The organism is Candidatus Pristimantibacillus lignocellulolyticus (assembly GCA_023639215.1).
Classification (GTDB): domain Bacteria; phylum Bacillota; class Bacilli; order Paenibacillales; family Paenibacillaceae; genus Pristimantibacillus; species Pristimantibacillus lignocellulolyticus.
Genome location: CP097899.1, coordinates 4,047,966 through 4,061,384 on the forward strand (window position 1 = coordinate 4,047,966; position 13,419 = coordinate 4,061,384).

12 protein-coding genes and 2 pseudogenes are annotated in these 13,419 nt (G+C 36.7%); 11 read left to right on the forward strand and 3 right to left on the reverse strand.

Features of this window, described 5'->3' with window-relative positions; translation table 11 throughout:
• Positions 1-91 precede the first annotated feature (91 nt).
• The 4 genes and pseudogenes from larE (at position 92) to larC (ending at position 4,898) form a co-directional block, all read left to right on the forward strand.
• Positions 92-895: an ATP-dependent sacrificial sulfur transferase LarE gene (larE, locus tag NAG76_17275; protein URN96870.1), complete on the forward strand. Its 804-nt coding sequence runs from the start codon at positions 92-94 to the stop codon at positions 893-895.
• A gap of 92 nt (positions 896-987) precedes the next feature.
• Entirely contained in the window at positions 988-2,460 is a 1,473-nt protein-coding gene (locus NAG76_17280; GenBank protein ID URN93570.1) for a gluconokinase, read from the forward strand.
• An 89-nt stretch (positions 2,461-2,549) separates the two neighbouring features.
• Positions 2,550-3,320, forward strand: a complete 771-nt coding sequence (gene larB, locus NAG76_17285; GenBank protein ID URN93571.1) for a nickel pincer cofactor biosynthesis protein LarB — start codon at positions 2,550-2,552, stop codon at positions 3,318-3,320.
• A gap of 25 nt (positions 3,321-3,345) precedes the next feature.
• A pseudogene (gene larC / locus NAG76_17290) lies at positions 3,346-4,898 on the forward strand (nickel pincer cofactor biosynthesis protein LarC).
• 165 nt (positions 4,899-5,063) lie between these two features.
• Here the strand turns inward: larC and NAG76_17295 are convergent.
• Positions 5,064-5,543 (reverse strand): DinB family protein, encoded by a 480-nt coding sequence (locus NAG76_17295; GenBank protein ID URN93572.1) that lies wholly within the window; start codon positions 5,541-5,543, stop codon positions 5,064-5,066.
• A 59-nt stretch (positions 5,544-5,602) separates the two neighbouring features.
• A complete protein-coding gene (locus NAG76_17300) occupies positions 5,603-6,178 on the reverse strand; it encodes a MepB family protein (GenBank protein ID URN93573.1) in 576 nt (191 codons plus the stop codon).
• 424 nt (positions 6,179-6,602) lie between these two features.
• On the opposite strand from NAG76_17300, the gene NAG76_17305 reads away from it, so the two are divergent.
• Together NAG76_17305 and NAG76_17310 are read left to right on the forward strand one after the other, a co-directional pair.
• Positions 6,603-7,589 (forward strand): ring-cleaving dioxygenase, encoded by a 987-nt coding sequence (locus NAG76_17305; protein URN93574.1) that lies wholly within the window; start codon positions 6,603-6,605, stop codon positions 7,587-7,589.
• Between the two features lie 64 nt (positions 7,590-7,653).
• Positions 7,654-8,268, forward strand: a complete 615-nt coding sequence (locus NAG76_17310) for a flavin reductase family protein (GenBank protein ID URN93575.1) — start codon at positions 7,654-7,656, stop codon at positions 8,266-8,268.
• 119 nt (positions 8,269-8,387) lie between these two features.
• Here the strand turns inward: NAG76_17310 and NAG76_17315 are convergent, their stop codons facing one another.
• Positions 8,388-9,284, reverse strand: a complete 897-nt coding sequence (locus tag NAG76_17315) for a LysR family transcriptional regulator (GenBank protein URN93576.1) — start codon at positions 9,282-9,284, stop codon at positions 8,388-8,390.
• 298 nt (positions 9,285-9,582) lie between these two features.
• Here NAG76_17315 and aroC point away from each other — a divergent pair, with 298 nt between their 5' ends.
• From aroC to NAG76_17340, 5 genes and pseudogenes are all read left to right on the forward strand, one after another.
• A complete protein-coding gene (aroC, locus tag NAG76_17320) occupies positions 9,583-10,638 on the forward strand; it encodes a chorismate synthase (protein ID URN93577.1) in 1,056 nt (351 codons plus the stop codon).
• Positions 10,639-11,364: 726 nt separating this feature from the next.
• Complete coding sequence (locus NAG76_17325; protein ID URN93578.1) at positions 11,365-11,622, forward strand: hypothetical protein; 258 nt, start codon at positions 11,365-11,367, stop codon at positions 11,620-11,622.
• Between the two features lie 228 nt (positions 11,623-11,850).
• The gene (locus NAG76_17330; protein URN93579.1) at positions 11,851-12,015 is read left to right on the forward strand and encodes a hypothetical protein; all 165 of its coding nucleotides are present in this window, start codon (positions 11,851-11,853) and stop codon (positions 12,013-12,015) included.
• Between the two features lie 27 nt (positions 12,016-12,042).
• Entirely contained in the window at positions 12,043-12,300 is a 258-nt protein-coding gene (locus tag NAG76_17335; GenBank protein URN93580.1) for a hypothetical protein, read from the forward strand.
• A gap of 42 nt (positions 12,301-12,342) precedes the next feature.
• Positions 12,343-13,093, forward strand: a pseudogene (locus NAG76_17340) (ABC transporter ATP-binding protein/permease).
• The last annotated feature ends 326 nt before the right edge of the window (positions 13,094-13,419 follow it).

The following is a 13,419-nucleotide window of genomic DNA, read 5'->3' on the forward strand; positions in this document are numbered from 1 at the left end:
TGAAAAGTTTGAGATTATGCTTTCGAAGTACTTTTCATTGCATAGTCACTATTCAAGAAGTATATGAAAAGTTTGGGGAGGATGACAAATGATGCTGACAGCGAAATATGAAAAGCTACAATCTATTTTAAGAGAAATGCAAAGTGTTGTAGTTGCTTTTTCTGGTGGAGTAGATAGTACATTTTTGTTAAAGGCAGCCGTAGACACTTTAGGTAGCGATCATGTTATTGCTGTTACGGCGGATTCAGAGACATATCCTTCGAGTGAATTAGAAGAAGCGAGAGAACTAGCGTCTCTTATTGGTGCTACACATGTAGTTATTGAAACTTCCGAGTTAGCGATTCCAGGGTATTCAGAGAACAATAAAAATAGATGTTACTTCTGTAAAAGTAGTCTATTCGATCATATATTGCCAATTCTTGAAGAGAAAAATTACAAAAATATTATATACGGCGTAATCGCTGATGATCAGAATGAACATCGTCCAGGTATGCAAGCTGCGAAGGAACGTGGCGTCAGAGGTCCACTTCTGGAAGCAGAACTTTATAAAACAGAAATAAGAGAGTTATCTCAATCCGTTAATCTTCCTACTTGGTCGAAGCCTTCATTTGCTTGCTTATCATCACGTATCGCATATGGTGAACAGATTACGAATGAGAAGTTACAAAAAATTGATGCATCTGAACGTTATCTAAAATCATTAGGTATTCGTCAAGTAAGAGTTCGTACTCATGGAGAAATCGCAAGGATTGAAGTTGAATTATCGGATATGCCAATTCTTCTAGAAAATCATGAGGTAATTGTTGCACAATTACAGTATTATGGATATAAATATGTCACAATGGATCTATTAGGATACCAAAGTGGCAGTATGAACAAAGTACTTGCTCTTTAATGTTAAAATAAGTATTGAATAATAAAAACCACTGTTCGCTGTGGTTTTTATTATTCATGTTCATAAACATATATCTGAAGGGAAGATCAGCAATGGGTAGGCAACTTGTAATAGGAATTGATCTAGGAACAACGAGTGTAAAAGCATGTGCATTTCAAACCGACGGTCATGTTATAGCCGAAGTGGAAGAGATGAATAAGACGGAGTACCCAAAGCAAGGTTATGCAGAGCAAGATGTTGAACGTATTGAACGCTCTTCTGTGTTAGCACTTAAACGATTGATCGAGGAGGCTAATATTGTTGAAGGGGAGCTTTTAGCTATTTCTTTCTCTGCAGCAATGCACTCTCTAGTATGTATTAATGAAACAGGTGTACCGATTTCACCACTGCTTACATGGGCAGATGGTCGTAGCACAGATCAAGTTAATGCTTTAACAGATGAGGACAAACGACATTACTATGAAATAACAGGTACTCCTGTACACCCTATGACTCCATTTACTAAGTTACTTTGGATGAAAGAAACTAACTATGCTCCTTATCTTGCAGCAACTTACTTCATGTCTGCAAAGGAATATATTATTTATAAATGGTTTGGTAAGCGCTTGATTGATTATGCAATGGCTTCGGCGACAGGTCTTTTTAATCCTAATACGATGCAATGGGAACCAACATTACTACAACTAACTAATATCGTTAGTGATCAATTATCATCGATCGTTGAACCGACAACTATTCTTACTGAATTGTGTGCAGATGTTGCGAAAGAAGTTGGAATCTCAGCATCAGTTCCTTTTGTTATTGGCTCAGCAGATGGTCAACTTGCTAATCTAGGTAGTGGCGCGATATTACCTGGCGAAGTTGCAATTTCTGTAGGTACGAGTGGTGCTATTCGTCAATTCACTTCATCTTTCCAAGTAAGTGAGACACAATCTACTTTCTGTTATTCATTTAGTAGTGATTCTTTCATTGTAGGTGGTCCGACAAACAATGGTGGCGTTGTCTTACAATGGGCAAAAGATCTATTGCAATATGACGGTGATTTCGCTGCATTTATATCCGAGTCTGAGAAATCAGAGATTGGTTCAGAAGGTCTTGTATTTCTGCCTTATTTGAATGGAGAACGAGCACCATTATGGGATCAAGCTGCGAAAGGTAATTTCTATGGTTTATCAATATCGCATCGTCGTGAACATCTCATTAGAGCGGTATTAGAAGGGATTACTCTAAATCTATATCAAATAGGTAACGCTCTTGAACAATCGATTGGGCCAGCTCATAAAGTATTTGTTAATGGTGGATTATCGAGATCACCAGTATGGTTGCAAATGTTAGCAGATATATTTAATGCAGAGATATACGTTTCTGAAAGTCACAATGGTGCTGCTTGGGGAGCTTCATGGACAGCTCTAGTTGCCCTTGGATATGCATCATCTTTCGAAGATATTAAAAACTATACACCTATGAACAAACCAGTGATTCCGATTGCTGAAAATAGTGAGAAATATAGAGCGATTTATGAAAAATACATTTCTGTACAGCAAGTCGTTGCGCAACTATTTTAATGTCAATACTATGGTAATGCTTCCGAAGTACTTTTCATTAACACGAAGTATCATTGAAAGCGATATGAAAAGTTTTAGGAGTGATGATGATGTTAGAAGATATATTGAAACAAGTACAAAATGGACAATTAACTGTAGATGCAGCTAAGCAACAATTAAGTGCATTTGAAGATTTGGGTTTTGCTAAAGTTGATCATGACCGCAAGAAGAGACAAGGGTTTCCGGAAATCATTTATGGGGAGGGCAAAACTTCAGAGCAGATTATTGCAATAGCTAATGCGATGCTGCTTAGAAAAGATCAAGTGCTTATAACGCGCATTCCAGCAGATAAAGCAAATGAAGTTCAGCAATCCATTCCTCATCTGGTCTATCATGCTCAGGCACGAATTTTATATTGGGTGCAAGATTTCAGTAAAAAAGATCAATCCAAACAATATATTGCTATAGTAGCAGCTGGTACATCTGATATAGCTGTAGCAGAAGAAGCAGCGGTTACTGCTGAGGTACTAGGATGCCGTGTACATCGGATATATGATGTAGGCGTTGCAGGCATTCATCGCTTATTATTCCATGCAGAAGAAATTCAAAATGCGGTAGCCTCAGTTGTTGTTGCAGGTATGGAAGGTGCTTTACCTAGTGTTGTTGGAGGACTAGTGTCTCATCCAGTTATAGCTGTACCAACAAGTGTTGGCTATGGTGCTAATTTTAATGGTTTATCAGCATTGTTAACGATGTTAAATTCTTGCGCTTCTGGTATTAGCGTAGTAAATATAGATAACGGGTTTGGCGGAGGATATAATGCCGCGTTAATTCATAAACTCAGCGAGAGAGGTCAACATAATGAAAACACTTTATCTTGATTGTATAAATGGCATAAGTGGCGATATGTTTATCGGAGCATTAATTGATGCTGGCGCTGATGCAACCCTAATGCAAGAAGAATTGAAAAAACTTAATATACATGAAGAGTATACCTTATCGTGGGTAAAAGTTATTAAGAACGGTATTTCTAGCACGAAATTTGATGTTCATTTGGCAAATGGGCATAGTCATGATCACTCACACGGACATAGTCATGATCATGGACATAGCCACAGTCACGATTACGATCATTCACATGGACATAGTCATGAGCATAGTCATGATCACGACCACGGACATAATCACAGTCATGAGCATGCGGAAGGTCAAAGTCACTCACATGAACATGCTCATAGCCACAGCCATGATCATGAACACGGTCACAGTCACTCACATATGCATGAACATGAGCACAGCCATGAGCACGATCATGTTCATAGCCACAGTCATACACACGATCATGGACTCGATCACGAACATACGCATGAACATGAGCATAGTCATAGTCACAGTCATACACATGATCACGATCATGGTCATAGTCACTCTCATACGCATGATCATTCTCATGACCATCGATCATACAAAGATATTGTAAGTATGATTGAAAACTCACAATTGTCTGAAGGCGTTAAAGATACGTCGTTGCGTTTGTTCCGCAAAATTGGCGAGGCGGAGGGATTAATTCATGGTCTTCCTCTAGACAAAGTTCATTTTCATGAAGTAGGGGCTGTCGATTCGATCATTGATATCGTTGGAGCAGCAATTTTACTTGAACAACTTCAAATTGATGTTATCAAATCATCATCAGTTCCGGTTGGCAATGGAAAGATTCATATCGATCATGGTATTTATCCTGTTCCTGCTCCCGCTACATTAGAGATTATGCGAGGCGTTCCTATCGAACAGTCAGAACTTCGTTCTGAATTGACGACTCCGACTGGTGCTGCTTTTGTTGCCGTTCTTGTCAAAGAGTTCGGTAATCTACCATCAATGAAAGTTCAATCTATTGGTTATGGAGCGGGTACAAAAACATTCCCTAAACATCCTAATGTAATTAGAGTCATTATTGGTGAGTAATGTTTTAATAGGAGGGAGTGAAACGGATGGAGAAAAATCATCCACCATCGCATGAGCATGTCGATGATCAAATGTATAAGTTAGAAGTTAACCTAGATGATATTCCAGGTGAATGGCTAGGCTATGTGATGGATTTACTTCTGAATAGTGGAGCGAATGATGTATATTATACGCCGATATATATGAAGAAAAATAGGCCGGGGACATTATTGCAATTACTTTGTTCTATAGACAAATTAGAAGCTGTAAAAGCTATTTTGTTCCGTGAAACAACAACTCTTGGCATCAGATATTACCCATTGACAGTTCATCGCTTAGAACGTGAGTATGAACAAGTGGAAACGGAATGGGGAATAGTTACGGTGAAGAAAGGATTCCATAATGGACAACTTGTTCAGTGGGCTCCTGAGTACGAAGATTGTAAAGCAATCGCGACATCATATCAAATTCCGCTTAAAGAAGTATACTCAGCTGTTAGAAGGTATGAAACTCGTTAAAAGGTAAAGCATGAGTATTCATCATATGCTTGAAAAATTTGACTAAATAAAAAAATTAGAGTGAAGTAAACCACTATTTCAAACTCATCTTGTTGAGGAAAAAATAGTGGTTTTTTCTATATTTACCAATGCGTAAATATGATGGTACGGTAATTTTGAGTTATCTTACATACTCTTCTCTTTATTAATGAGATTTCTTCCAATAAAATTTGAGTTAGCTGGTGTTACGCCAAGTTCCCTTGCCCAAATTGATAATTGGCCAATATGGTGAATTTCATGAACTAATAAATGTTTGAATATTTCCTCTTTGCTATACGACTCTTGCATCCAGGTAGGATAAATTTTTTCATCAATGTCTTCATACTTCCACTGATTTAAATATCCTTTTATTTCTTCTCTCAAATGATTAGATAAGATTGAAATTGATTGAAGATCAATATAATTATTAAAATCTAGTGGTATATCGGGTTTATTAAATATCGCTCTAAACCAACTATATTCAACATCGATGATATGAAGGAATGTCTTTAGTATTGAGCCTATTCCTGCATCACGATCTTTAATAAGCTCATCATTTGACACTAATTCAAAATTCTTAATACATTCATCTCGAACTTCCCAGTTGTATAGGATAAGACTTATCATCATTTCATTCCTTTCAAAATTGTTTGTAATGTACTTCCGAAATTTGACTTAACCTAATGTTATCGAAGTGGCTTATACAATTGACGAATGCGTTCTTCATCTATAGGAAGATGTAATGATAAGTCTAAGAAATAGGGCAATTGCCATTTCTGTGTATTACGTGCATGACGACTAGTAGGAACATCCCAAGGTGGATAGATCCGTATTGCTCTTTTACCACCGACTCCTTGATCTGCTAATATGTCCTGATCACGTAATACAGATGATGGAAACACAAATTGACCAAAATTGTTGCCTTCGCGAGCACAAATGACATAATAATCTATTGGTTCTGATATGTCATACGGCTGTATTGCTCCATTTTCATTACGCTCCCATATCGTTACAAATTGACCAACCTTAGTAGGCGTAATTTTCGCTACACGAAATCTAATGTTATATAAGTTAAGTTTAACGAAATACGAGCCATAATCGGCGTTATGTGGTTCTTCTAGGAGTAGAGTACAATGTCGTTCAGGTGTTGAGTAAATACGTTTTATCACTTCAATAAGATCACCTTGCAATGGAGTAGGAGAAGTTTCGATAATATGAACGTAAGTGTTAGGATTAGATAATGTTGAGTCTTGCTTAATCATTTGATGCATTCCTCCAAATGTACATATCAATTGATTTGTAAATGTTTAAAAATAACTATATTAAACATTATAGAATGTATGTTCGCGGTTTTCAATTCAATATAATAATAAGAAAATTCAATATCGTAGTGAAAATTCAGATGATTACTAAGTAGGGATTGACAAACGAATAAAGTTATATTAATATTATCTTAAAGTTAAGATAATAACTTGATGAAAGTTACACCGCAGTAGTAGCCAGATGAATGATAAACACATTAACATCGATTGTTCATTAATATATTTAATTTTCAATAAGTAATGAACAGCATGAATCGTTAAACAGACCATATATCTTAAAATTAAGATTAATGGCATCTACTTATACTTAGAAGAAATATTTTTAACAAGACTCAACAAAATTAAATTATTGGAGGAATTAATTATGAATCATCTAAAAGGGATCCACCACGTAACGGCAATTACAAGCAGCGCTGAGAAAAACTACGAGTTTTTCACTTATGTATTAGGAATGAGACTTGTTAAAAAAACAGTTAACCAAGATGATATTCAAACGTACCATCTATTCTTTGCTGACGATAAAGGATCTGCTGGTACTGATATGACTTTCTTTGATTTTCCAAACATTCAAAAGGGAGTTCACGGTAACAATGAAATTTTTAAAACATCTTTTCGTGTCCCAACAGATGCAGCGATTGACTATTGGGTGAAACGTTTTGATCGGTTGAATGTGAAACACACCGGAATTTCTGAACAATTTGGCAAAAAGACTTTATCATTTGTAGATTTTGATGATCAACAGTATCAATTGATCTCAGATGAGCATAATAGCGGAGTTGAGTCTGGCACTCCTTGGTTAAAGGGACCAATTCCTTTAGAATTCGCAATCACAGGATTAGGACCAATCTTCGTGAGAATTAACGATTTCGATTACTTTAAGCAAATGTTAGAAAAAGTTATGTTGTTTGAGGAAATTGCTTCAGAGGAATCCAATCACTTATTTGAAGTAGGCGAGGGTGGTAATGGAGCTCAAGTTATTGTTGAGCATAACGTAATGCTTCCACCATCTCGTCAAGGTTTTGGTACAGTCCATCATGCTGCTTTCCGTGTGGCGGATCGTGATGTGCTTGATGAATGGACAGAACGTTTTGCTGATTTCAATTTCCACACATCCGGATATGTTGATCGTCATTTCTTCGAATCATTGTACGTACGTGTAGCACCGCAAATCTTGTTCGAATTTGCGACAGATGGTCCTGGATTTATGGGGGATGAAGAGTATGAAACAGTAGGAGAGAAACTATCTCTACCACCATTCCTTGAAGGTAGACGTGAGCAGATTGAAGGTTTGGTAAGACCGATCAATACAGTAAGAAGCACTATTGAATTTACGAAAGAATATGAGGGCTAATGGAGCATATCTTCTCGTTGTAACACAATTTAATCTATCGTTCACAATATAGAGGAGTGTAAGTATGATTTCTATACATCCGCATGATCAAACTGAGCGTGACAACTATAAACTGTTAGTTGGCACGATTATACCAAGACCTATCGCATTTGTAACGACCATCTCAGATCAAGGGATAATCAATGGAGCTCCATTTAGCTATTTCAATATCGTATCATCCAATCCTCCAATGGTGTCTTTATCTGTACAAAGACCTGAAGGAAGAATGAAAGATACTGCTCGAAATATTTATGATAGTAAAGAGTTTGTCGTTCATATTGTCGATGAAGACAATGTAGCGTCAATCAATAAGACGGCAGCTTCTTTACCTCCAGATGAGAGTGAAATAGAACTTGCTGGATTATGTAAGATGGATAGTGCAGTCATCCAAGTTCCAGGCATTAAGGAAGCAAAAGTTCGTATGGAGTGTAAGCTCGTTCATGCAATTCCACTTGGAGGTACTCAAGAAGGGCTAGCAGGTTCTGATCTATTCATTGGGGAAGTCGTTATGTTCCATATCGATGAATCAATTTATGAGGAAGGTCGAATCGATGCTAGTGAGTTAAAGGCTGTTAGTCGATTAGCAGGCAATAACTACGCAAAAATCGGAGAAACCTTCACGATAGAACGACCGAAGTGATCAATTAAATCAGATAATGATTCATAATTTTACCCAAGAACTAATGTAACATTAATAAAGAAGCTCTTACTATTCGCGAGAGCTTCTTTTTTGCAAACTAATAGGCAATATAACTAATACTAATTGATATCCTTATTACCGAGATGTAAATGGTTCATAAACGTTTCTGCGGCAAGAGATAACTTCGTATGTTCACGTACAGCAAAACCAATACTACGAGAAGGTAATATACTATTGATGTTAAGCTCGAATAACGTACCATTTTTCAACTCATCTTGAACAAATGAACGACTAATAAAGGTAGCGCCATAACCTAATCTTGCAAATTCAGATAATAACTCAATACTACCTAATTCAATATCTGGTGTTACAGAAATACCCTTAGCGGCAAACCACTGATCAATAAATACTCTAGTGCTACTTCCAGGGGAAAGCAGTATTAAAGGAATTTCAGCCAGCTCTTGTATTGTGATTGAGCGAGTCGACCATTGACGATAAGCTTCGCCAACTACAAAAATATCCTCAAGTTCCACCAATGTTTGAATATTCAAGTCAGGATCATCGATCGGCATATGTACGAGCGCAAAATCAATCTCACCTTCTTTTACCCGCTTCGTGATTTCAGGAGTTTTACCACGTGACAATCGAATTCTAATTGAAGGATGTTCACTATGAAACGTATTCAGTTGTGGTAGGAGAAGGTGCTTAATAAGGGAATCACTTGCACCAATGCGAATTTCACCTACATTAAGCTGTTTTAGATTTTGTAAATGTTTTTGACCAGAATCAAGCATATCGAATGATTGCTCTACATACTTCAGTAAAGCTTGACCTTCTTCGGTTAACTCTACTCCTTTAGAAAGCCGATGAAACAATTGAACATCTAATGCCTCTTCCATCTGCTTTATTGCATAGCTAACTGATGGTTGCGTAATATGAAGTTGCTGTGCAGCTTTCGTTAGATTTTTATGCTGTGCAGTGTACATGAAAATTCGATACCATTCTAAATTAATCATTTGATATAGAACACCTCTATGGCAAATTAGTAAAATTTCAATTTCACTTATTGCAAGTATCTCATTATAATAAGGATATATCAACATAACTTAAGCTAATTTAAGTAGATACAAAAGATGTCAACCAAGAAGCTATACACAAGAAATTTTAGTACATGCTTTCGAAGTGACTTTTTGATTTCGCAGAAAGTCAATCTAGAAATTAATCAAAAAGTTAAGTGAATGCTTTCGAAGTGACTTTTTGATATCACAGAAAGTCAATCAAGTTGTTAATCAAAAAGTTTTAGGAGGAATAAAAATGGCAGGTAACACATTTGGAGAAAATTTTAGAATTACAACTTTTGGTGAATCACATGGTAAATCAGTAGGGGTAATCGTAGACGGCGTAACGCCAGGCGTTGAAATAGACGAAGCATATATTCAAAAACAAATGGATAGAAGAAAGCCAGGTCAATCTTCAGTAACAACTCCACGCAAAGAATACGATATTATTCAAATTCAATCGGGTGTTTTTGAAGGTAAAACAACAGGCGCTCCACTTGCAATTATGCTTCACAATCATGATATGAAATCAGAAGCATACAGTGAGATTCAACATTCATTCCGTCCAGGACACGCAGACTTTACATACTTGCAAAAGTACGGGATTCGTGATCATCGTGGAAGCGGGAGAGCATCGGGTAGAGAAACAGCTGGTCGCGTAGCGGGTGGTGCAGTGGCTCGTAAACTACTTGAAAATCGTGGTGTACAAGTTGTAGCATTCACCAAGCAAATTGGTGATATTAAAGCAAATTCATTCCATGAAGAGTTTATCGAACAAAACCCAGTACGTACTTGTGATCCTGAAGCAGCTCAGCAAATGATTAGTAAAATTGAGCATCTTGCTTCAGTTGGAGATAGCTGTGGTGGTATCGTAGAATGTCGTATCCGCGGTGTAGATCCAGGACTTGGTGAGCCTGCATTTGATAAATTAGATGCAGAACTAGCTAAAGCAATGCTTTCTATCGGTGCTGTTAAAGGAATCGAGTTCGGTGCAGGTTTTGCTGCTGCCAGCATGTTAGGTAGTCAACATAACGATGCAATGAACAAAGATGGTTTCTTGTCTAACAATGCCGGAGGTATTGTCGGAGGAATTAGCACTGGCCAAGAAATAGTTTTCCGTATTAGTGTTAAGCCGACATCATCTATCTCTGTAGCACAACAAACAATGAATGAACGTGGTGAAGAGATCGAGATTAAAACTGAAGGTAGACATGATCCATGTATTTGTCCGAGAATCGTACCTGTCGTTGAAGCTATGGCTTGTCTAGTAGTAGAAGATCTTTACAAACGACATGCAGCAGTACGCTTCTAGGTTATTAGTAATAGTTAAGTATAGAAGTTACAATTAGAATTTAAGAAGAATCCTTTCCTCAATTTATGGGTGAAGGATTCTTTTTTGTACATATACATAAGAATAAATGAGGGGGTTAAGATCAATGGATGCGATTTTGGCGAGTAATTAATTGATGGGCCTACTATCAAAAAATAGAATAAGACACAAGGAATTTTGCGGGTGGTCATTGTCACGATTAGTCCTGCAATTGAATCAAGACGGCTTTCATACGAAGATAGGTAAAGCTTTTACTGATGTACAAGTGAAGCGCATGCTAGATACGAATGTGTTTAATAATCCGTTGAGGTATGTTGACCCTAGTGGAAATTATTGTGTGTTATTGATGGAGATGGCATTATTGGTTCACCGGAAACTACTAGTTATCAACAAGGAAAATCAAAGACGGAATAGACAATATACTTTAATAATTAGGATAGTGCAAAATTTCTTGGCTTGTTGAAGATCTAGTTTCACATGGATTAATGGTATCGAATTGGAGGGAATAAATTACTCTTCGATATATTTTTGCGTCAACACTATTAAACGAAATGGTTAGTAATGGGTTTTTGGTATACTGTTATAAGGATGGGAAGTTAACACATAATTTATCGAAAAATGATACTGATTCCATTAATGATGCGATGCTTAATTTTATGATGAAAACTGGTGCATATGAAAATAAAGGAGACTATTAAGGAGGAAAGAATGGATCAGACGTTCACCATTATTTTTGTTTGGATTATTGCTAACTTTTTAGCCGTTTTTCGATTCGTAATGTTTTCTGGTATGAATAAAAAAATAGTGATTTTTACATTGATTATGATAAATTTAATTTTGGGCGGGATCTATACTGTTTATCAAGTAGGCATAGAAAATGTAAATAAATCGAGTTTGATTGTAATTGCTGTTATTGTTTCTGTTGTTATGCTTTTTGTATATTATAAGCACCATACTAGAAAATGAGGTAATAAGGAAGAGCGACTACAGGTTTACTTTCTAAATTGATGGATAATTATAATATTCTGATGTAGATACCTTCATTTATGCTAGTTTAGCCACATGCGAGTGAAAAACCTCCATGTGGTTTTCTTAATAATAATGATTATTGACATAAACATTATTAATATAAAAGTAAGAAAGGGAATCGAGCATTACATTACAGGTTATGGGCATATTGGGAGGAGTTTAAGTATGGTGTGCGACATCAGCTTCGGTGGTGGGGACTATGTTAGAGGTGTTCCGCCTCGTTATATAGAATATGTGCTAAGTAGTGTTTCAGGTGTTAAGCAAGCAAACGGAAATTACTCGTATATTTCATGCACACTAGAGGTAGTAATTAATGTTTTTGGAGCGTAGTGACAGTAATAACAAAGTAGGTGAAGTATGGACAATATAAAGAGGATGATTGAACGGTGTGAGTTTTTTCTGGAAGGAAAATGTTCAATTGAAGAATTTCAACAAAGATTACTAACCTTTACTATGAGCGAACTATCAAGCGATCTTTATGAGTTTATTCCTACTCTGGAAAATGAATTGGCAGAAATTAGGTTTTGTTATGATGAAATCGAACATCTGAGATTATCAACACCTTATGTTATAGGATTTCGTGAAATCTTGTTTAACTATGCTTCTAGATCTTAATTATTTCAAGCCACATGCGAGTGTAATAACTCCAAGTGGTTTCTTTTGAGTAACCTTAGTATTGCATTCGTGACTTGGGTCGGTGGTAATGCAGTACTTGGTCAAACGCTAGAATTTGGTGTGTTATATGCATTCATTACATATATCCGCCAGTTCTTCCAACCTATCAATGGCATTACTCAACAGTGGAATACATTGCAATCTGCAACGGTTGCTGTGAATAGGATATGGGGAGTGCTTGAACTGAAGCCAGAAATAATGGATCATACAAAGTCTAAAAAAGTTGAAGTTGAATCAGTACAAGGTCGTATTGATTTCAATCATATCACTTTTGCATATGGAAACGGTTCGCCGGTCTTTAGAGGGCTTGATCTACACATTAGACCGAGCGAGATGATAGGCATCGTTGGTACAACCGGTGCGAGGGAGTGGATTGTCAGCAGGTGAACGGCAATTATTATCATTTACTCGTATTATTGTTTTTCGTCCGAAGATCCTTATTCTGGATGAAGCGACAGCCAATCTTGATTCACAGACAGAGCAACTGATTCAACGTGCATTGCATATTGTCTCTGAAGGGCGAACAACGATGGTTATAGCACATCGTTTATTTACGATTATGCATGCTGATCGGATTATCGTTATGCATCATGGCGAGATCGTTGAGTCAAGGACACATTCTCAGCTACTTGAGCTAAATGGTTTCTATGAGGAATATCGTCATTCACAAAGTGAAACGACGGAGCGGGATGTTAATAATGCAACTAAAGAGCTTATAGAAGTTGTTAGATAGGGAGATGGACAAGTAAAGATGTTAACACTAGAAATCCTTTTGTCAGTATATTGATGAAAGGATTTTTTCATATGGAGGTATCTACTAAGTAATTAAAATACAACATCTATTAATGTGAATCATTAATTCTAAGTGAATCGATACAGAACATATGTTCTGTATGGTTAAAAGTGGCACTTTTCTTGAAGCTAAAATCGAAAAAGTCATCGAAAATATACGGTGATAGAATGAAAATGATGTAATATTAAGGTTATTTGGTGTATTATGGTAATAATGCGATAAATGTAGAAGTTAGAAATTTGAGAACATACGTTCTATTCTGGTGT